This window comes from Streptococcus mitis SK597 (genome assembly GCF_000148545.1).
Lineage (GTDB): Bacteria > Bacillota > Bacilli > Lactobacillales > Streptococcaceae > Streptococcus > Streptococcus mitis_C.
Genome location: NZ_AEDV01000012.1, coordinates 19,027 through 40,188, shown reverse-complemented (window position 1 = coordinate 40,188; position 21,162 = coordinate 19,027). Strand labels below are relative to the sequence as shown.

At 34.9% G+C, this 21,162-nt stretch carries 16 protein-coding genes and 1 pseudogene; all 17 read right to left on the bottom strand.

All coding sequences use genetic code 11. The features are described from left to right. Positions 1-15 precede the first annotated feature (15 nt). Positions 16-1,116 (bottom strand): UDP-galactopyranose mutase, encoded by a 1,101-nt coding sequence (glf, locus tag SMSK597_RS04650; protein ID WP_000272517.1) that lies wholly within the window; start codon positions 1,114-1,116, stop codon positions 16-18. 11 nt (positions 1,117-1,127) lie between these two features. Beyond that, positions 1,128-2,542 (bottom strand): annotated as a pseudogene (locus SMSK597_RS04645) (flippase). 43 nt (positions 2,543-2,585) lie between these two features. Then, entirely contained in the window at positions 2,586-3,575 is a 990-nt protein-coding gene (locus SMSK597_RS04640) for a Stealth CR1 domain-containing protein (RefSeq protein WP_001060288.1), read from the bottom strand. Positions 3,576-3,592: 17 nt separating this feature from the next. Next, entirely contained in the window at positions 3,593-4,633 is a 1,041-nt protein-coding gene (locus SMSK597_RS04635; protein WP_000760508.1) for a glycosyltransferase, read from the bottom strand. Then, positions 4,611-5,756: a glycosyltransferase family 1 protein gene (locus tag SMSK597_RS04630; protein WP_000262565.1), complete on the bottom strand. Its 1,146-nt coding sequence runs from the start codon at positions 5,754-5,756 to the stop codon at positions 4,611-4,613. The genes SMSK597_RS04635 and SMSK597_RS04630 overlap by 23 nt, the downstream gene beginning before the upstream one ends. Continuing rightward, positions 5,756-6,694: a beta-1,6-N-acetylglucosaminyltransferase gene (locus SMSK597_RS04625; protein WP_000233428.1), complete on the bottom strand. Its 939-nt coding sequence runs from the start codon at positions 6,692-6,694 to the stop codon at positions 5,756-5,758. Before SMSK597_RS04625 ends, SMSK597_RS04630 begins: the two co-directional genes overlap by 1 nt. Continuing rightward, positions 6,684-7,676 carry a glycosyltransferase family 2 protein gene (locus SMSK597_RS04620; protein ID WP_000170112.1) on the bottom strand — a complete coding sequence of 331 codons (993 nt, stop codon included), beginning with the start codon at positions 7,674-7,676 and terminating at the stop codon, positions 6,684-6,686. Before SMSK597_RS04620 ends, SMSK597_RS04625 begins: the two co-directional genes overlap by 11 nt. Further along, on the bottom strand, positions 7,673-8,875 hold the full coding sequence (locus SMSK597_RS04615; RefSeq protein ID WP_000023099.1) for a hypothetical protein: 1,203 nt from the start codon (positions 8,873-8,875) through the stop codon (positions 7,673-7,675). Before SMSK597_RS04615 ends, SMSK597_RS04620 begins: the two co-directional genes overlap by 4 nt. 9 nt (positions 8,876-8,884) lie before the next feature. Beyond that, the gene (locus tag SMSK597_RS04610; RefSeq protein WP_000111252.1) at positions 8,885-9,676 is read right to left on the bottom strand and encodes a DUF4422 domain-containing protein; all 792 of its coding nucleotides are present in this window, start codon (positions 9,674-9,676) and stop codon (positions 8,885-8,887) included. Positions 9,677-9,683: 7 nt separating this feature from the next. Beyond that, a complete protein-coding gene (locus SMSK597_RS0102035; protein WP_000504967.1) occupies positions 9,684-11,033 on the bottom strand; it encodes a sugar transferase in 1,350 nt (449 codons plus the stop codon). A 23-nt stretch (positions 11,034-11,056) separates the two neighbouring features. After that, positions 11,057-11,770 (bottom strand): tyrosine-protein kinase, encoded by a 714-nt coding sequence (locus SMSK597_RS04605; protein WP_001142499.1) that lies wholly within the window; start codon positions 11,768-11,770, stop codon positions 11,057-11,059. A gap of 10 nt (positions 11,771-11,780) precedes the next feature. Beyond that, the gene (locus tag SMSK597_RS04600; protein WP_000662189.1) at positions 11,781-12,473 is read right to left on the bottom strand and encodes a CspC family polysaccharide chain length determinant protein; all 693 of its coding nucleotides are present in this window, start codon (positions 12,471-12,473) and stop codon (positions 11,781-11,783) included. 8 nt (positions 12,474-12,481) lie between these two features. Next, the gene (gene cps4B / locus SMSK597_RS04595; protein WP_000565388.1) at positions 12,482-13,213 is read right to left on the bottom strand and encodes a capsular polysaccharide biosynthesis protein Cps4B; all 732 of its coding nucleotides are present in this window, start codon (positions 13,211-13,213) and stop codon (positions 12,482-12,484) included. 6 nt (positions 13,214-13,219) lie between these two features. Further along, entirely contained in the window at positions 13,220-14,668 is a 1,449-nt protein-coding gene (gene cpsA / locus SMSK597_RS04590) for an LCP family glycopolymer transferase CpsA (protein ID WP_000091089.1), read from the bottom strand. A 391-nt stretch (positions 14,669-15,059) separates the two neighbouring features. Then, positions 15,060-17,018: a peptide ABC transporter substrate-binding protein gene (locus SMSK597_RS04585; protein ID WP_001093130.1), complete on the bottom strand. Its 1,959-nt coding sequence runs from the start codon at positions 17,016-17,018 to the stop codon at positions 15,060-15,062. A 225-nt stretch (positions 17,019-17,243) separates the two neighbouring features. Continuing rightward, complete coding sequence (locus SMSK597_RS04580; protein WP_001190860.1) at positions 17,244-19,211, bottom strand: peptide ABC transporter substrate-binding protein; 1,968 nt, start codon at positions 19,209-19,211, stop codon at positions 17,244-17,246. 274 nt (positions 19,212-19,485) lie between these two features. Next, a complete protein-coding gene (locus SMSK597_RS04575) occupies positions 19,486-21,093 on the bottom strand; it encodes a glycoside hydrolase family 13 protein (protein ID WP_001156792.1) in 1,608 nt (535 codons plus the stop codon). Positions 21,094-21,162 lie beyond the last annotated feature (69 nt).

Here is a 21,162-nt window from a genome sequence, read left to right as displayed (position 1 = left end):
TTTAACATCAAATTTTTAGTTTCCCAACTCTTCCTCTACAACATTTAAGGCACGTTCAATGACTACATGCATGTCGTAGTATTTATAATCAGCCAAACGTCCGCAGAAAATGACCTTATCATTCTGTGCTGCTTCTTCTTGATATTTAGCAAACATAGCATTGTTTCTCTCATCATTGATTGGATAATAAGGTTCATCTCCACATTTCCAATCAGCTGGGTATTCACGAGTAATGACCGTTTTATCTTGTGTTCCATACTCAAAATGTTTATGCTCAATAATGCGTGTATATGGAATTTCACGTTCTGTATAGTTTACAACTGCATTTCCTTGATAGTTTTCTTCATCTAGAACTTCATGCTCAAAACGAAGGCTACGGTATTCTAATTCACCATGTTTGTAATCGAAATATTGGTCAATCATCCCTGTAAAGACAACTTTTTCAGCAGAAGCTTCTAATTCCTGACGATTGGCAAAAAAGTCAACTCCAAGCTCTACTTCAACATCTTTCAGCATATTTTCGATGATAACGTTATACCCCCCAATTGGAATACCTTGGTAACGGTCATTGAAGTAGTTATTATCAAAAGTCAAACGAACTGGTAGACGTTTGATGATAAAGGGTGGAAGGTCAGTCGCAGAACGTCCCCATTGCTTTTCAGTGTATCCCTTGATCAACTTTTCATAAATATCTGGACCGATCAACTTGATAGCCTGTTCTTCCAAGTTTTTAGGTTCAACGTCCTTCATATGAGCCGTTTGCTCAGCAATCTTATCTTTGACCTCCTGAGGAGTTTTTGTCCCCCACATAGCATAGAAAGTATTCATATTGAAAGGAAGATTATAAAGACTTCCTTTGTAGTTTGCGACAGGTGAGTTGACATAGTTGTTAAACTCAGCGAATTGATTGACATAGTCCCAAACTTTTTTATTAGAGGTATGGAAGATATGGGCACCATACTTATGGACATTAATCTCTTCTACATTCTCACAATAGATATTCCCACCAATGTGGTCACGTTTATCAATAACTTTTACTTTTTTTCCACGCTTGGTTGCTTCATAAGCAAAAATTGCTCCAGACAGACCAGCGCCAACGATTAGATAATCGTACATAATACACTCCTTTATTTTTTTAATAATTGTTGTTTTAACTCATTTGGATTTATGACCTTCAAGATTAAAATCAAGCTGGCATAAATTATTACTCCAAGAATAGCGTATAGCCCTACATTAATCATCGGTGATACATTTAGGAATTGTTTTATAAATAGTAGGATACCATACATAACTCCAGATGAGATTATAATTTTGATCAATGAACCTAGAATGGGCACCTCTCTCAAATAAGAACGAGTATAGAATAACTGTATCAACCATACTAGTACCTCTGTTAAAACAGATACAATTGCCGCACCTATATAGCCCAGCTTTGGAAGCAAGAGAAGATTTAAGCCCACACTAACAATAGCAGGAATTGTTGTTGACAACATAAATTCTTTATTTTTATTATGAGGTATCAAAATTTGAATCCCCATAATATTTGTCCAACCAATAAAGAACATTCTAAAAATCATAATTGCTATCGCATAACGTGCCTCTTGAAAATCTTGCCCGAGGAAAAAGGTAACAAAGTCATTATTTACAATTAGCATTCCTGCCATAATAGGGAAATTACCAAATTATAAATCAGAAATGACATCTCATGCATTTTGTTAACTGCTTTATGATCTCCTGAAGATAAAAGGTTTGAAACTCGGGGCAACATGACACTTCCTAATGAAGTTACCAATGTTAGTAAAATCTTTACTAATTTCAGTGATTGGTCATAAATACCAACATCCCTTTTGGATGCTAGCACTCCAAGCATTGTACTATCTAATGTGATATAGAGCGATATCGCAATCTGAGGTAAGAATAATAAGATTACTGGCTTCAAATGCTGTCTAGCATATTTCCAATCAAAGTGCGGTTTCCCAATAAACTCTCTTGCTGGTAACCACATACTTAATTGCCCTAACAATTCAAAAATCGTAATCAGTGATATATATAAATAGAGATTTTCAGGTGTTTTTATGAAAGAAAATATAGAAATAACACCAACTAACCTAACTGTGATATTTCTGATTGTAATTTTTCGAAAATCTTCTAGACCTTGAAATAACCAAGAAATATCTAAACCTTTTGAAATTAAACTTAGACCTAAAATATAAGCTACAGGATTTTGCATAGCTGGTAAAGTAAGACAGAGAAGGATATAAAGTGCAGAAGAGAACAAAGTCGCTCCTAGTTGCAGTGTATAAATCCCCCAAAAATTCTTTCTAGTATCTTTCCTACTACTTGAAATCGCCTTAGTACCATAATTGTTTACTCCCAGAGTAGCTAGCATAAGAAAATAGGTAACAATTGAGTTAAAATAACTATAGGTTCCCAAATCATCGGAACTGAAGACCCTAGTGACATAAGGTGTCGTAATAATCGGTAAAATGATGATTAATAATTGATAAGAGAGATTATAGGCGTAATTTTTTAGAACTTTCATTATTTTTTACTTCTAAACATATTTTTATTATCCGTCTGTAAATTTACAATTCAAAACTTGATTTTTCTGGGAATTTAGACTGAAATGCTTGATGGATTTTTTGATCGTATTCAGAGAATTTTCCATCTTCATCCGTATCGTTGATACAAATAATCTTATATTTCTCATTTTGAATAGCACCTTGAATTTCTTCAACTTCCCAAATATCAAAATACTTCCCAAAATGAATGGATTGAGGCATAAACTTTCCAGACTCTACATTCCAATGAGACATTACATAATGACTAATATCTGATAACTGTCTAAATCTATGAGAGCTAACTTCTTCCAATAATTTCGGTTCTTTTTCCCAGATTAAATCAAAAGTCGATTTTAAATGCGACAAACCAATATGGTAATTTTTATATCCTAAAATACCTGAATAAAAAATACTAAAAATATTCCCAACTAGGTACTTCCCTAATTTCAAACTATAAAATTTACGCCATTCCGAGAAAGATTTTCTTTTTTTCTTAAAATGTTTATTCATCAGAATGGTATTGTTTAGTTCAATATGATTAAAACTTTCTCTAGGAGTTATTGGTAAGTAAATCCCAAAATCCTTTGGAAGATTTTCTTTAAAGAAATCATCTGCTGTAGTAGGTGCAGCAAAATACATATCATCATTTAAAAGAATAAAATGCTCACTTAACTCTTCAATTCTATGTAAATTCAACTCAATTACATTAGAGTTATAAGTTGGAAGGTATTCCTGAGGTATATAATCGGTATGTTTTACAATTTTTAATTTTGGATTCTTTGTATTTAACCATTCTGGAACATGACCATACGTTATAAAGAAAATACGGTTAATCCAAACTGCATAGCGTTCTACCGCACGGAACCAATACTTAAAATTTTCTGATGGTCTGTATCGATTGGCGTTGTTTGATTCTGACCATTCAACATCAGATTCATATAACCTCTTTTCTTGTAACCAATCAGGATCTGTACCATCAACCCAAGTAATTACAAGATCTATTTTATTATTCATATACTTCTCCAAAGAGTCTATTTAATTATCTTATTCACTGCGGTCTTTAGATAATAACCTTCTTTAAGATTTTTCATAATATTTTTAGCATTTGTTGCCATTTGCAGATATTCATCCTGACTAATTTCACCCAGTATCTCAGATAATTCAAACAGACTATTAACTGCCAAGCCTACTCTATTCTTCTCTACAAAGTTTGCCTCAGCTGAATCTTTCCAAACAATAACGGGTAGACCTGAAGAAAGATAAAGAGACAACTTGTGGGGATTATTATATCTTAAATAATTTCCTGTTACCCCATCGCAAGTATCTAAACTTTCTCCATCCCATACTAATCCGAATCCACTATTTAAATGGTTAGGAACATCTTCTGGAGCAAAGGCACCTAAATAGGAAACATTAGAAATCTCTTTTACTGGTTGAAAACCAATTCCCATCAATTGAAATTGAATGTCAGGAACTTTATCTAACTGATACAAATAAGGACTTTTATCAGGAGAAAGATTCCCTGCTATTGTCACTGATTTTGAATATTCAATAGATGAAGACACGTCCTTATCATTCAAATAATCAAATATTTCTAAAACAACTAGTCTCTTTTCATCTACGCCATATTCCACAAACCAATCTTTCATTTTTTCATTATGAACAATAATTGAATCAGCAAAAGATAGCATTTCATCAAATTCTTTCTGGTAGAATGGATCATCATAAATTCCTCTAATCAACTCCACATCATGAACCAATGAAATTATTTTTACTTGTTTTTTCTTCAGTTTCAGAAGACTTGATGTCCTACCAAAATGATTTCTGCGATAGGGATGTTGTAACAACAAAACATCTCCTTCAGACAATTTATGTAAAACCTTATTCCACTGTTTATAAAAAGAAAGTTGTCTGATTATTTTCGATACGGGGGATTTATCATCAGGTTTGTGGCGTACAATTTCTATTTTTTCGAAGTCTAATTCTTCCAAAATATTGACACAATCGTTAGTCGCTTTACTCCCTGCATGCATGTGTGTCCCATACGATTCAACAATCTGATATTTTTTCATTCGGTTCTCCCAACAGTATATTCTGTAAAGTCAATGCTTGAGTTTCAATTTCAAATCCTTTTAGCTTAAACATTTCTTTTATTTCAAGTTCACTTGATCTAGGTATTTCTACTAACTCAAGAATATTTTTTGCCCAAACATCAATAGAATCGTTTAGAGATAAGTAACGAATGGAATCTAATATTTTCAATTCTTTCGTAACTGCATCACTTACCAAAACAGGTAGTCCATTTGCTTGAGCTTCGACAGCAGATAGAGGTAATCCCTCAAATATTGAAGGCAGAACGAATAGATCTAGAGAACTTAACCATTTCTTCATATCATTCTGACTTCCTGCCAACAAAACTTTATCTTCAATTCCATAAGATTTTATTTTTTCTTTGATTAAATCTACAGTTGAATTTGCACCCGCAACCTTACCAATTATCACTAATCGAAGATTAGGATTTTTCTTGCAAGCTTCATTAAAAACATCTATTAAAAATGGTTGATTTTTTTGGATATCTAGTCGACCGACATTGCCAATGACTTTACAATCATTCCACCCTAACTCTGTTCTTAGATCCAGTCTATCTTTTTCTGAAAAAGAAAAGTTTTCTACATCAATAGCATTTTGTATAATTTGCGCACTTGATCGAATTTCATCAGGAAACATATAGTCTGCAGCTATCCCAGAGCAGGCAAAAAAATGTGATGCTGTTTTTGGCAATTTAGATCTATTCAAATTATGCAAAATTTGTCTTACTTTATTTCCCTTGAACATCGAACTATGACTATGGATAATTCGTGTTTTTATCCCATATTTTTTAGCATATTTTAAAAGGTCAAGATTTGGAATTGCCATTGCATTATACCAAATAGCATCATATTTTTTCCCTTCTGTAGCAAAAAACTCTCTTAATTCCCTCTTATACTTAAGAGGATTTTTTCCTTTACGAGGTAAATAATAAACTTTTGAACCTTTTGAAACAATTTCATCTTCAAATACAATAGGTTCTCTAGTTCTTTTAATAAAGTCAACTTGAAAAATAGATGAATCAAGATGACGATAATAATTCATGATAAAGGTTTCTGTACCAGCAAGAACAGGTGACATTCCTGTCATTAAAATTTTATAGACCATTATATTTCCTTAGTTAGTTCTACGATTAGCTCTTTAATTTTGGGATAGGTTTCTATATCAAACTTTCTTGAAAACAGATATCCATTTTTGGCAGCTAATCTTAATTCTTTTAAATCTTTCTCACTGTCAGTCCAAGTATAAGGTTTACCATCCCACCAATTAACATAGCGTAAGTTTCCTTGAAATTCTTTTTTATAACCGTGATTAATTGATGCATCATACACTTTATAGTTTCTTAACTCTTTATTTAAAATCATTGGTATAAAAATTTCGTCACTAAGAAAAGATTTTCTAAACATTTTCTCAGTATCTGATTCTTTATCGATTAATATTTCCACAATATTATTTGGTAGTGAAACCCACTGACTAGCTTTTGCCGGATTGACATTAAATATTGTATAACGATTTATTCTAAATAGTTTTTGAATCCCTACTTCTAAATTACGATAAATCTTGAATGCAAGTTTGCCAACTGCACCTGGTAAAGTTCGATATGTGAAGCTTTCAAAAAGATGATAATATTTAAATCTATTTATATCTTCACCATTATCCTCTATATTCATAAAAGTAAGAAATGAATAGTCTTTATAATCGTCAAAAAAATTATGAATTCTCTGCTGAGAAAGTAACGGTAAATCTACCCCACTTATTAAATGATAAAAATAGTAAGATTCTCTTTTAGACGCTGCTTTAAATAAAATCATTTCAGCTTCAATTTGGGAATATCCTCCCCAACTCACTGAAACTCTTTCTGTAAAATAAACTTGAGAGTGCTTTGCACTGGATTTAATTATATCCAAAAAATAATCATCAATATTTGATTTCTTATCAATATGGATAAAAATATCATTATCTTGATGATCTAATAAAGAAACCAAAAATGCTAGCTGATTAAATTGGCTGTGAGCTAAAATTAAATATGCATGCTTATGCACCATAATTTTTTATCCTTATCATAGTATTTATCACTTTCGCAAATATGTTATAGGAAGTTGTGAAGAGTATAATCAGTATCTTTCGACTAAGAGGAATGGCTTGTTGTAGCAAGACTCTCTTGTTTTTCTTCAATCTAGATTGCATTGATTTTATTTGAGTTTCATTTAACATGCGAATGTTTTTATAATCTACGGAAAGGGCTATTTCTGTCAAAAGTGCCAAATCTGCTCTGTAGCGATTAATTTGAGCCCACTCTTTGTATTTATCATTATTACTTTCAGTCGCATACTGACATACTAAATCCCAGCCTTTTAACACATCAAAATGTTTAGATGTAAATTTAGCTGTCAAACCAGAATTATTAATAAAATAATTATAAATAATCTTATCAGTAACTACTATCTTGTCTGAGTTTAGAATGTAGCGAAACATTGTTGGAACATCTTCTGCAAAGAAACCAGACGGAAATTCTATATCTTCTACAACTTCTCTTTTATACAATTTATTCCAAACATAATACTCAATTGTCTGACTTTCAATCTTAAAGTAACGTTTAGCATACTCTTCCTGCGTCAATACTTGCGAAACAGGGGTATTTTGTTGATGGTCCACAATCTTTGAGGTCCTATAAACACCTCCTACAACCATATCTGCATTGTAAATTTTAGCTTGTTCCAATAAAAATTCGACTGCATCAAGTTCCAACCAATCATCTGAGTCAAGAAACATGACAAAATCTCCTGTCATGTATTTTAACCCAGTATTACGTGCTTCAGATAATCCTCTGTTTTCCTGATGATATACCTTAGCTCTTTTATCTATTTGAACAAACTCTTCACAAATAGTCCCTGATTTATCCGTAGAACCATCATTAACTAAAATCATTTCTAAATCTTTATATGTTTGATTGAGTACAGAGGACAGGCATCTATCCAAGTATTGTTCTACATTATATACAGGAATAATAATACTTACTTTCGTCATTTTTCTCCATTATCCAATTGTAAATTCTCTTCAAAAGCAGACTGATTTTGATTCATTAAAGTACCAATCAAAATCAAAAAAATGTTATAGTGAAGATTTATAATTAAATCGTCTATCATGGCATGGAAACTTAATATAATTAGAATCAATGATAATACATATTGTTTTTGCTTCAAAAGATAATGTAAAGTTAATGTAAAAATTAACAATAGTATAACCAAAACAAACAATCCATATCGTTGTAATATTTGGATATAAAGATTATCAACGTACAAATATTCACTCAATCCCCTTTGTCCATTGATATCCAAACCATTCCCAATCCAATTAATCTTTTGTCCAAATAGATTATATCCATAAATGTTCAATGAACGATTGGCGTAGTAGATTCTTCCACCTAGAAATTGGTTGATATTCTTACTCAATTCATTCAAAAAAGGACTTGAAAAACTCAGATACATTTTTGCAATTAAATAACTTAAGAATGCATTTACTATATACGTTAATTTAAACGTTTTTAATAAAAGACGAGAAGATTTTAAAATTGATGGATACCATTTCACTACAAGGTTAATTCCTAGTAATAATAAAGAACTAATAAAAGTTAATCGTGAATCTGTTTGATAGAAAATCCAAATTGTTGAAAGCAATAAAAAAAACAAACGCTTATAGCTTACCTTATCTTGAGCTAAGAAAAATGAACTTGCTATAATATTCAGCATCACTGTAGATGGAAACAGTGAATATCTAAACCCCAGATAATGCCGAATCCTTCCTTCTGAAAATTCAACATAGTTGGAAATTAAACCAATTTGACTGCTCAAAACAACAAATATTAAGGTAAATAAACTAATATAAAAAGAAGTTCTCGCTACATACTTAAAAGAAATGTCTCTTAGACTAAAGATAAAAATAATACTTATAGCTAATGTTGATAGAAAACCTGTTACACTACCAACTAAAGCATAAACAATTATAACACCTAATAACGATATTGCTTTTTGAAAATCAAATTTATTATTTATTAATTCTTTAACGATTAAAAGGAAAACTGAAGTAAGAATCGCTACATTATAAATTGCACCTGATATATATCTGGCATAAAAGGTCGTATTCAACAGTGAAATAAGTAAAAAAAGTATCAGTGAAAATAAACTCAGTGTTTCTGCTAATGTTAATTTTTTAAATTTTATACTCATATCTAAGACCTAAAAACTTTTCCCATATTTTTTTCCTAAAAATTTTGCTTGTAGGAATGATAAACCTTTTTTAAATAGATTTACTTTTTCCATATACATAAAATGTGCTTCCGTAGGAGTCAAGTTATTTTTCACTAACCATACATTAAATAGCAGTTCGCTTACTCTACCAAATAAGCGTGCTTCAAAAGCTGTTAAACTTGATAAGTCCATACATTCATACATACTATCTAAAATTGGAAATAGCCAAGTGAAATAATCATCGGCTAGTTCCTTTTTCATAATAAACATATTGAACATATAGCCGCTTCTCTGCTTCATCACCTTATCAAAACTTGCCAGATATTCAGGAGTTTTCTGTTCAATCATTTTCCCAGCTAGATCTAAATGGCTACTATCCAAGGTGTGAGCATAGTGAGAATATAGAGTTTCAATATAGTACTTTCTTTTTTTAGGAACGATAACATTTGAAACTTCTAACATTTTCTCAACATCATCTTTATCTAAAATAACCGCATCTATATTTATTGAATCCTTATAGGCTACAGCCTTCTTAGTAAAATAACGACGATAGTGTACCAAACCTAAATAGTCGCACTCTAAATTTTTCCATGCCCAATAGAGACCGGTAAGCTCACAATAATACGGATTTAAAACGGAAATATTGTCTCCAGCATTATCTCCTTGAAAACCTAAATCTTTTTTACCCTCACATCCCACATGAATTGGGAGATAAAGTTCTTTATCCTGAGGCATGACAAATTGTTTATGCGTGGCTACGATTATTTTTATCACTGACATTTTCTATTTATTTTGCTCCATCTTTCATTACTACAACTTTTATTGTCTTCAATAAAATCTCAATATCTTTCCATATTGTCCAGCCATCTAAATAAGCAACATCTAATTTTACTACATCATCGAAGTTTGTAATATTACTTCTACCACTAATCTGCCAAAGTCCTGTTATGCCAGGTTTAAAACTTAGACGACGTTTTTGTTCCGGTGTATACGTCATATACTCATCTAAGGTTGGCGGTCTAGTACCAACTAAACTCATATCACCTTTTAGAACATTCCAAAATTGTGGCAATTCATCTAGACTCGTCTTTCTAATAAAGTGACCAATCTTTGTCACACGTGGATCATTTTCAATCTTAAACATTCCACCCTGCATCTGGTTCTGGCTCATCAATTCCTTCTTGATTTCCTCCGCATCTACTCTCATAGAACGGAATTTATAAAATTTAAATACTCGTCCATTTCTACCAACCCTATCTTGGACAAAAATAGCAGGGCCTCCATCTCTTTTTATCAGAGGAACAAGAAAAATAGACACCAGACCACAAATAATCAGACCAACCAAAGAGCCAATAATATCTATAACACGTTTAAGAGCAATATCACTTGAACGATAAAAGGTTGTTGAGAAATTGACGACACTAGAATTCCCAAATCGTTGAATCGCTTTTTCACTATTGGTTATAAAATCTAAAGCCGTTATATTGACAGCTACTGGTAAGCCCATTGTTTCAAATCGAGAAACAAAGTCTGCAATCAAAAAGTTCTCGCTTGGAAGATTAATCACCACTTGATCTACTACTGATCTCGTAGCATAAGTTACTAGGTTATCCAGCGTAACGATTGTAAAATTAGACGATTCAAAACGCTCATCATCTACAATACAAACAGCTGAAACATAGCCATACTCATAAGTAGAAACTTGCTTCAGTACTCTCTCAACTCGTGCACGTGTAGTCACTAGTAAGATTCGCTGAGTATATTTTTTTTTGCGAGATAAGAACTTCCAAACCTTACGAATCCAAATATTAACAACCATTAGCATAATTGAATTTACAGCCACAATGCATAATAGATTGATTAACGATAAATAAGGTATATTGGGTTCTAAAATCGGAAAAACTATACAGGATAAGAAAAGATAAACCAGTATATATTTTAATGTTTGTATACATTCCTCTGCAAGGCTCCGATATTTGAAATTTTTACTATATGCACTGATGTAGTAAGAAATAGTGTGAATCACCATCAGAAATGCCAGAAGTTCATGACTAGCTAATACAAACGATAACAGATAAATCGGAAACAGTTGTATTATGAGAATCTCTAATTTTCGAATATTTGATACTTCTCCCAAAACTACCTCCTAGCTAACTCTACCTACTTCTTTTTTCCATAATTTCCATAAGAACCATAAGCTCCATAAGCTCCATAACCACCGTAAGCTCCATATTTTCCAACTTCTATGTTAAATTTATTTAGAACTACACCTAAAAATGGAGTTCCTGTTTGTTCTAACTGTTCTTTAGCCTTTAAGACATCACGTCGTTTTGTCTCTCCAGTTGCCGTTACCAAGATAGAAGCATCACATTTTTGTGTAATAATCGCAGCGTCAATCACCATCCCAATCGGTGCAGTATCCACAATGACATAGTCAAAATACTTACGCAAGGTATCAATCATAGTGGCAAAGTTTTCACTCTGTAAAAGTGCTGTTGGGTTAGGAGATACAGGTCCTGCTTGAATAACAAATAAATTTTCAATATTGGTATCACAAAGTCCATGAGAAAGGTCAGTAGTACCTGCCAGAAAATCCGTTAGGCCAGTAATTTTTTCTCTTGATTTAAAGACTCCTGACATGACAGAATTCCGAATATCTGCATCCACCAATAAAGTTTTATAGCCTGCACGCGCAAAGGCCCAAGCAATATTTATTGATGTTGTCGATTTCCCCTCACCAGATTTAACAGACGAGATGGAAAGAACTTTCAGATTATCACCACTTAATTGAATATTGGTGCGCAAAGCATTATAGTGTTCTTCAGCTTTTTTGGCAAAATTCAAATGCTTTTGTGCGATTTCTAATGTTGGCATGTTTTCTCCCTTACTTTAACTTATTCAAATCTGGAACAATCCCTAGAAGTGCAATCTGCATTACTTCTTCCACGTCTTCTGGTCGTTTAACACGATCATCTAATAATTCAAACAATAAGATAGAAACAACCATCACTACTCCACCTGCTAGGAAAGCAAGCAAAGTATTACGACGAATATTAGGTGATGAAGGACTTAATGCCGGCCTTGCTTCCTCCAATGTTGTCACATCAGACACACGAGTTACAGAAATGATTTTTTCAGCAGCCACTTCACGAAGAGCATTTGCAATACGACTCGCTTCTTCTGGTTGTGCATTTTTTACAGTAATTGATACGATACGAGTATCCACAGGTACTGTTACCTGAATCTTCTTGCTTAATTCCCTAACTGTTTTCTCTAGTTTAAGATTTGAAATGACTTTCTCCAGTACATCTTGAGAAAGGATGATTTCCTTATAGTCTTTTACCAGATAGGTTCCAGCCTGCAAATCCTGGTTCGTCAACCCTGCTTTTTCCGATTGATTTCGATTGACCACATAAATACGTGTCGTACTAGAATACTCAGGTGTCAGTACAAAACTACTTACACCAAAAGCGATGACAGCTGCTACAATCGCAGTTAGGATAATAGCGATTTTCTTCTTCCAAAGGACTTTAAACAATTGAAAAACATCAATCATAATTTCTTTATTTTCTTTCATGTCAACTCCTAAATAATTTGATCAGCTAAGATGAAGCGAGGATTTTCAATAAATAATTCTCTCGCCTTTCTTTCACCGTATTGTTTTGAGACGTTCTCATAAGCTTCTTTCATATAAGGCGGCCTTTGGTCTAAATTGTGCATATCACTAGCAACAAAATGAACCAAGTCACGCTCTAGAAAATAGCGAGCTCGTTTCTTCATAAATTTATATTTATCCCCAAATAACTTTGGTTTTAAAATGCTTGAACTATTGATTTGAGTGTAGCAACCCATATCAATCAACTCTTTTACCCGTTTTTCGTTATTTTCTAATTCATGATAACGTTCAATGTGGGCAACTACAGGCGTTATTCCAAGCATGAGAACATTGCTCAAGGCAGTATGGATTTCCCTGTAAGGGGTAGCCATACTAAACTCAATAAGAGCATAGCGTGTCCCATTAAGACTTGGAATCACCTGCTTCTCTAACTTTTCAAGCACATCATGGGTATAATAAATCTCTGCTCCATAGAGAATGGTCAAGTCTGGAGCCACTTCCTTGGCTAGCTCCTTCACTTCTTGGAAATTTGTTGCTATTGTCTCCTCAGGAGTTTCAAACATTCCTTTTCGTCTATGCGATGTCGATACAATAGTCCTTACCCCTTGCCTATAAGCTTCTGTCAAAAGCGCCTTGCTTTCTTGCTTCGTTTTAGGACCATCATCCACACCAAATACAATATGCGAATGAATATCAATCATTTTGTTTTATTTTCCTTCCAACACATCATTGATCGCAGCCTTGACTGACTCTAAACTGCTGTCACTTATCTCCATCATGTAAAGATTACTCTCAGGCATGGCGTAAGACGGTAAATCCATACGCCCTGTTCCTTTAAGATCTTGCGAATTGATCTTATAAGTTCCACCACTCTCAAGTTGGGCATTGACCAAATTCATCATGGTTTCAAGCGGCATATTGGTTTGAATCGAATCTTGCAGCCCTTTTATAATACTGTCATAATTTTTCAAAGCTTCTGTAGAGGTTAATTTTTGCAAAATAGCGACAATGACCTTTTGCTGGTTACGACCACGATCCCGGTCTCCATCTGCCAGAGAATAGCGCTCACGCACAAATCCAAGAGCGTCTTTCGAATCCAAATGTAATGTACCTACTGGATAATTTTTTCCATTATTTGTATGTGCATTAAACTCCTGATCATTATAGACATCGACTCCACCAAGGAGATCAATCAATTTCAAGAAAGAGGTGAAATTCAAACGAGCGTAGTAGTTTAAGTCAATGCCGTAGAGATTTTCCAGTGTGTGAATGGAAGCATCTACACCATAAATCCCTGCATGGGTTAACTTATCTTTTTGGTTGTTGCCACCATCTGCAATTGGAACATAGGAATCACGAGGGGTTGTTGTCAAGAGAATTTTTTTAGTTTCGCGATTCACTGTCATAATGATATTGACATCCGAACGAGAAACTGAACTGATTGGACCGTAAGTATCAATTCCGCTGATATAAACGTTGAAACTGTCACCTTTGACATCTTTTGGAGTTTCAACCGTCTTGGTTAATTCTTTGGTATAGATTTTCTTAATTTTTGAAGCATAGTCAGGATATTCCGATTCGATAATGTTTTCAAAGACACTGTTTAAGATAATCGCTTTCGTATCTCCAGCCAATAAACTCTTATAGGCTGCAAGATAGGAGCTGCTTTCTTCAACTGTCAATTCCTTATTTTGACTCGTCTTAATATCAGCGATTAGCTTTTGAATATTCTCATTATCCGTACCTGTTGGCCCCATAACACTAGATAATTGGGTAACATTATTGATATCGCTATCCTTTAAAACGACGACGCTGAGAGAATACTCTGAATAATTTGAAGTTGCATTAATATGACTTGTAAATCCTACAAATTGCTGCAGAGTAAATAGAGAAACTGAACTCACTAAAACAGCTAGTGTCAAAAAGAAAATCGTGAACTTTTCTGCTTTTTTATAAATTATTAATATTGCGGCAGTCACAGCAACCATCACGGCAAAAACTGCGACCACTATATTAACGTGCCTGAAAGCAAGTATATTGTACTTAAAGATTAAGAACAATAAAAAACCAACTAACAATAAATAAATAGTCAACAAAACTATATTAACACTTCGCTTCACTTTCTGTGAACGTGATTTTTTAAAACGTCTACTCATGATTAACACCTATACATTTAATGTTACTATTATATCACTTTTTTACTATAAATTCTACATTTAGCGAGTTTATAAACATTCTTAGATATAGGTTATTTGGACATCATAAGCACTTATACTCTTCGAAAATCTCTTCAAAGTACGTCAGCGTCCATCTACAACCTCAAAACAGTATTTTGAGCTGACTTCGTCAGTTCTATCTACCACCTCAAAGCTGTACTTTGAGCTAGCTTCCTAGTTGCTCTTTGATTTTCATTGAGCATTAAACCATCAAAATCAATACAACATTTCATTTACAATTCAGCATAACTAGACAACTACTAGCCCATACAGCAAAAAACAGTCCTATTAGGACGACTTTATAAAAATCATCCAATAGAACTGCTCATCATTATTTAACATGATTTTCTGCTTCTTTTTGAGCTTTTTCGATAGCTTTTTTGCTTTCTTGCTCCCATTTAGTCTTGGCTTCTTCAAACTGTTTGGTTGTCACAGTATCTTTTTGCAGTTTCATGTACTTGTAGTTATTTCCATCGCCCTTGATACCGACCAGTGAATAGCCTCTTGTAAATGGCGTTACTTTGGTTACAGATGCTGTACCACCACTTGACACGGCTGACATAATCAGAGAATTGTCAATCATCCAAGCCTGTGCTTCAGCATATTTTTCATAGCGTTTGGCTACATCTTTATTTTCGCTATCTGCATTTTTGAGCATCTTGGTGTAAGTATCAAGCCCCAAGCTAGCAATCTTAGCTTTATCTTCTTGAGCATCTAGACCAAAAATCTTGAGGTAGAACCCATCCTCTGCATTGAAAGGATTAAGATAAGTTGACGGATCTTGGTAGTCACCTACCCAACCATCAAAGTTCAAATCATAGTCACGATCAGCTGGTGTTGGCGCTAAAAAGGCTACATTATTAAAATCATCTGTTGAAAGTTGTTGAACATCAATGACAATGTTATCAGCACCCAAAACTGATTCAAGGGTCTGCTTAACAGAGTTCATACCTGTCACGGCATTTTTACTTGTCTGATCAACTGCCACATCCAAGTGTATTGGGAAGGTCACACCTTGACTTGCCAATTCTTTTTTAGCTTCTGCAAATTTTGCTTGGGCTTTTTCTTTGTTAAAATAGGCATCCTGAGCATCTGCCAAGTTAATACCTGACCATTCTGTGCCATAGTTGACCAATTTAGAAGCGACTACTTCTCCGAAGGTCTTGTCTCCAACTTGGACAAATGTAGGAGGTACTAGGGTGTTACGAAGGGTCTTGCTAGCCGCTTCTTCCCCATTTGACTGAGCGGAATAGGCTGTGCGGTCCAAGGCAAAGTTCACTGCTTGGCGGAAGTTCTTGTTCAAGACAGCTGTCTCAGTCGACTTCTTCTGCTCATCTGTCGTTTTAGCAGTGTGATTGTAAGCCTTACGGTTGACGTTGAAATTGAAGTACCAAGAAGTCTTGTCCTGCAAGCTATAGACGATATTATCCTTATATTTCTCCTTGGTCTTGGCAAAGTTAGAGCTATTTGGATAAACCCCCGCGATAGAATAGGCTCCACTTTCAAAGTTACGGATAGTCAATTCTTGGTCTGAGCCATCAAAATAAGCCAATTTCACATGCTCAATCGATACTTTGTCATGATCATAGTAATGCGGATTTTTCACATACTCAATCGATGATTTTGATGTGAAATCTTTTAACAAATAAGGTCCGCTGTAGAGAATGCTATCTGGAGATAGGGTCCCAAAATCTTTCCCTTTTGAATTTAGAAACTCTTCATTTACTGGGAAAAGAATACTATTGGTTGTTTTTGAATTCCAGTAAGGTTCTGGGCGTGTCAAAGTATACTCAACAGTCTGGTCATCGATGGCCTTCACCCCAACCTTAGAAAAGTCAGAATCCGCTCCTGTAATATAATCATTCAAGCCCTTGATTGAATTTTGAATCAGGTCAATGGCCTGTGATTTATTATCCACTGCATACTTGATACCTGTCACAAAATCTTGTGCCTTGACTGGGGCGTACTCTTCACCGTCAGCTGTGAACCATTTGGCATCTTTTCTCAATTTATAGGTATAAGTCAGACCGTCGCTTGAAACAGACCAGTCTTCTGCCAAAGACGGAACTAGGTTTCCATAATTGTCATTTTCAAGCAAACCATCAACTAGGTTGGTGATAATCGATGTATTGTCAGCGTAGTAGTCTAACAAGTAGTTAAATGTAGTTGGATTTCCACTAAAGGTTGATGAGTAAGTTTTTGTATCTGAACCTGATTGTCCGCAAGCAGCTAAAAGCAAGGCAGCCGCAAAAGTCAGGCCTGCACTAAGGACACGCTTTTTTGTATTCATCTTCTTTCTCCTTTATGTTAGTTTTTATAACATATATTTATTTTACTAAAATAGTGGAAATTTGTAAAGTTAATTGAATTTTGAGAATGAAAATTTATAAACTTTGGTTATAAAAAACAAAGGATTCCTGCCTTTCATACAGTCCTCCCTTGTTTTTATGCGATTTATCATTTAAATATCAATGAATTAACTGATAACCTAACGAAAGCAAGATTCTCATTCACATTATTTTATGTGCTTTTCTAAATCCTTTTGATACTGAGCATTCGATTCCAGTTTTTCCTTTTGCCACTTTTTGAAGGCTGCATCATACTCTTTAGTTGTCACAATATCATTTTGAAGTTCCATTCCTTTAAAAATAAATGGATCCCCCTTAATACCAACCTGTGAATAAGCTTTGGTAAATGGAACAGTACGACTAACCATAGGAGAGCCCCCTGAAGAAGCAACTGGAATAAGAAGTGAACTATCAGTAACCCAAGCCTGTGCTTTAGCATACTTTTCATATCGTTTATCAAGATTACTTGTCTCAGAAGCCGCATCATCCAAGAGCTTCTTGTATTCATCCAAGCCAACTTTCGCCACAACTTCAGGATCCTTGCCTTTTGTTATACCTAGATGTTTCAAGGCAGAACCCTTCTTAGCATCTAAAATATTGAGATAGGTTGCTGGATCTTGGTAATCTGGTCCCCAACCTGTTCCGTTCAAATCATAATCTTTTTGGGTTGGAACTTTAGCTTGAGAAGTAATACTTTCCTTCTCATTATCTGTCATTTGAAGAACATCTACAATGACATTCTCCGTTCCAAGCGTTTCTTCAATTGATTGTTTTAGCGAATTGGTTTGTTGAACTGCAACTACATCTGTCTGTTCTACTGGCACATCCAAATGAATCGGGAAACTCACTCCCTTAGCTTGCAATTCTGACTTCGCTTTTTCAAATGCAGATTTAGCCTTTGTTGGATTGTAAATTGTATCCTTACCATCTGTGAGAGTCACATCTTTCCACTGTTCTCCATATTTCAGTAGTTCATCCTGAGCCAACTGTCCGAAGGTCTTCCCAGCTACTTGAACGTAATTATCTGGCACTAGACTATTACGAATAATCTTATCCGCACCCTCTTCACCGTTTAATTGAGCTGTATAGGCGTGGCGATTAAATGCAAAATTAAGAGCCTGACGGAAGTTCTTATTGAGAAGAGCTTCTTTTGTTGATGTTTTTTGTGACTCATCTGTTTTAGCTGTTTTATTGTAAGACTGGCGGTTTACGTTCACAGTGAGGTAGTAGCTTGTTGCCTCTTGTGGACTATAGACAATCTTATCTCCGTACTCTTTCTTAGTTGACTCAAAGTTTGAGCTTGCTGGAAAAAGACGTGCAGTGGTATAGGCACCTTGTGTAAAGCTACGAATTAAGGATTCTTGATCTGAACCATCATAGAATGTCAATTTAACATTATCAATTTTGACATTGTCCTTATCCCAATAGTTAGGATTTTTTTCATATTCAATCACAGATTTAGAAATCAAAGATTTCAAAAAATATGGGCCATTGTAAAGAATACTTGATGGAGTTGGCGCTCCGTAATCCTTGCCTGTTGCATTCAAAAATTCTTCATTTACAGGAAGCATGGTTGCTGTGGTTACTTTAGAGTTCCAAAAACTTTCCGGGTTATTAAGGGTATATTCTACCGTATAATCATCAAGAGCCTTTACACCTACAGTTGAGAAATCGTTTGTCTCACCACTAACATAAGCCTCCAATCCTTTGATGGATTTCTCAACCAAAGAAAGACCATCAGACTTTCCATCTGCTGCATGTTTCAGACCTGTAACAAAATCCTGAGCTTTAACTTCCGCATACTCTTCTCCTTCTGAAGTATACCACTTCACACCTTTACGAAGTTTGTAGGTATAAGTCAAGCCATCTTTAGAAACTGACCAATCCTCTGCTAGAGAAGGAATGAGATTCCCATATTTATCATTCTCTAAAAGACCGTCGACGACATTACCTATTACGTCAGAAGTTGAACTTTTACTTGTAACACTATAATCCAAGGATGATGGATCAACTGCATAAACATAAGAAAATGTTTTGGGAGCATCTGCATTCTTTTCACTTTTCCCACAAGCAGTTAAAAGAATGGCTGTGCTCAAGGTCACTCCTGCTCCTAAGAGCCACTTTTTCGATTGCATAAATAATCTCCTTCAAAATAGTATTTTCACTATTATACCCTATTTTTTTATAAATGCAAGACTTCTTGTAGAATTTGTTAGAAAATTCTAACAAATGTTTTTAAAAGAGTTTTTACACAACTTTTAGCAAAAAGAGGCTGGAAAAAAAGTCTTTAAAACAAAAAACGCATAATATCAGGTCAGTACAATGAAAACCTTGGTACTATGCGTTTTATTGTGGGAAGATTTACTTCATTTTCTCCTGAAGTCGAGTTTTTACCCAATCTCTCTCATTTTAGTCAGTCAATTCCACACAGAAAGCATCCCATGGAGCCAAGATTTGTTTTTCAAAAACTTCTTGAGCCATGTTTTCAATCAAGACAGATTTGACTTTTCCTTCTACTGTCAAGTCTTGCTCTTCATTGGACAAGTTGGCCACAACTAAGAAACGACGGTCCCCATCTTTACGGATATAGGCAAAAACCTTATCAGCCGTATCAAGCAATTCAAAGTCAGCTCGAATCAGCCAGCTGTTCTCCTTACGAATTTGGACCAACTTCTGATAAGTATAGAAAATAGAATCTGAATTTCCTAGCGCTTCTTGTACATTGATTCTTTGATAGTTTGGATTAACTGCCAACCAAGGTTGACCTGTTGAGAAACCAGCGTTTTTGCTCTCATCCCATTGCATCGGGGTACGGGCATTGTCACGTCCAATAACACGGATACTGTCCATGATTTCTTCCAGTGAAACACCTTTGTCAAGAGCCTCACGCGCATAGTTAAGAGATTCAATATCTTCTACTTGGTCCAGCGTTTCAAAGGGATAGTTGGTCATCCCAATTTCCTCACCTTGGTAGATATAAGGAGTCCCTCTCATGAGATGAAGCAAGATGGCAAAGGCTTTGGCAGATTTTTCGCGATACTCTTGGTCATTTCCCCAGATAGAGACAATACGAGGGAGGTCATGATTGTTCCAGAAGAGAGAATTCCAACCGTCCTCAACTCCTAACTCTGTCTGCCATTTGTTGAAAATCTCTTTTAACTTAGCAATATTCAGTTCTTTTTGATAGTTCCATTTAGGCTGACCTTCCTGATACTGAAGACCGATATGTTCAAACTGGAAGACCATAGACAATTCTTGCCCTTTTGGATCAGAGTAGAGCTTGGCAATCTCTGGCGTTGCTCCCCAAGTCTCTCCTACTGTCAAGAGATCTTTGTCACCAAAGGTTGCCTGATTCATCTCCTTGAGATAAGGGTGGAGCATAGGACCATTATTGACTACCTTCTCATCAGGAATTTTGCCAATCATGTCAATAACATCCATACGGAAACCGCCAATCCCTTTATCAATCCAGAAGTTCATCATCTCATAAATTTTCTGGCGAAGTTTTTCATTCTCCCAGTTGAGATCCGGCTGTTTCTTGCTGAAAAAGTGGAGATAGTATTGACCTGATTTTTCATCGTATTCCCAAGCAGACCCACTAAAGATAGACTCCAAATCATTGGGTTCATCCCGCCAAATATAGTAATCTCTCTCAGGGCTATCAGGATTTTCACAGGCCTCGACAAACCAAGCATGTTCATCAGAGGTATGATTGACCACCAAGTCCATGATGATACGGATATCACGCTTCTTAGCTTCCGCAATTAGTTGGTCCATGTCCTCCATAGTTCCGAAAATAGCCGCAATGGCTTGATAATCAGCAATATCATAGCCATTATCATCCATGGGGCTGTCATAAACGGGAGAAAGCCAAATCGCTGTAATCCCCAGCTTGGCTAGATAGTCTAACTTACTGGTTATACCTGGCAAATCGCCAATTCCATCTCCGTTACTATCCATAAAGCTCTTAGGATAAACTTGATAGACTACGGCATTGTGCCACCATTTTTCTTGCATCTTCTTACCTCATTATTTTAATAATCTGTAGTCTATGATAGCGCTTTTCAGAGTTTTGTGCAAGCGTTT

Coding starts and splice junctions, on each gene's coding strand:
- glf (WP_000272517.1), bottom strand. CDS start 1,116: ATGTACGATTATCTAATCGTTGGCGCTGGTCTGTCTGGAGCAATTTTT.
- SMSK597_RS04640 (WP_001060288.1), bottom strand. CDS start 3,575: ATGAATAATAAAATAGATCTTGTAATTACTTGGGTTGATGGTACAGAT.
- SMSK597_RS04635 (WP_000760508.1), bottom strand. CDS start 4,633: ATGAAAAAATATCAGATTGTTGAATCGTATGGGACACACATGCATGCA.
- SMSK597_RS04630 (WP_000262565.1), bottom strand. CDS start 5,756: ATGGTCTATAAAATTTTAATGACAGGAATGTCACCTGTTCTTGCTGGT.
- SMSK597_RS04625 (WP_000233428.1), bottom strand. CDS start 6,694: ATGGTGCATAAGCATGCATATTTAATTTTAGCTCACAGCCAATTTAAT.
- SMSK597_RS04620 (WP_000170112.1), bottom strand. CDS start 7,676: ATGACGAAAGTAAGTATTATTATTCCTGTATATAATGTAGAACAATAC.
- SMSK597_RS04615 (WP_000023099.1), bottom strand. CDS start 8,875: ATGAGTATAAAATTTAAAAAATTAACATTAGCAGAAACACTGAGTTTA.
- SMSK597_RS04610 (WP_000111252.1), bottom strand. CDS start 9,676: ATGTCAGTGATAAAAATAATCGTAGCCACGCATAAACAATTTGTCATG.
- SMSK597_RS04605 (WP_001142499.1), bottom strand. CDS start 11,770: ATGCCAACATTAGAAATCGCACAAAAGCATTTGAATTTTGCCAAAAAA.
- SMSK597_RS04600 (WP_000662189.1), bottom strand. CDS start 12,473: ATGAAAGAAAATAAAGAAATTATGATTGATGTTTTTCAATTGTTTAAA.
- cps4B (WP_000565388.1), bottom strand. CDS start 13,213: ATGATTGATATTCATTCGCATATTGTATTTGGTGTGGATGATGGTCCT.
- cpsA (WP_000091089.1), bottom strand. CDS start 14,668: ATGAGTAGACGTTTTAAAAAATCACGTTCACAGAAAGTGAAGCGAAGT.
- SMSK597_RS04585 (WP_001093130.1), bottom strand. CDS start 17,018: ATGAATACAAAAAAGCGTGTCCTTAGTGCAGGCCTGACTTTTGCGGCT.
- SMSK597_RS04580 (WP_001190860.1), bottom strand. CDS start 19,211: ATGCAATCGAAAAAGTGGCTCTTAGGAGCAGGAGTGACCTTGAGCACA.
- SMSK597_RS04575 (WP_001156792.1), bottom strand. CDS start 21,093: ATGCAAGAAAAATGGTGGCACAATGCCGTAGTCTATCAAGTTTATCCT.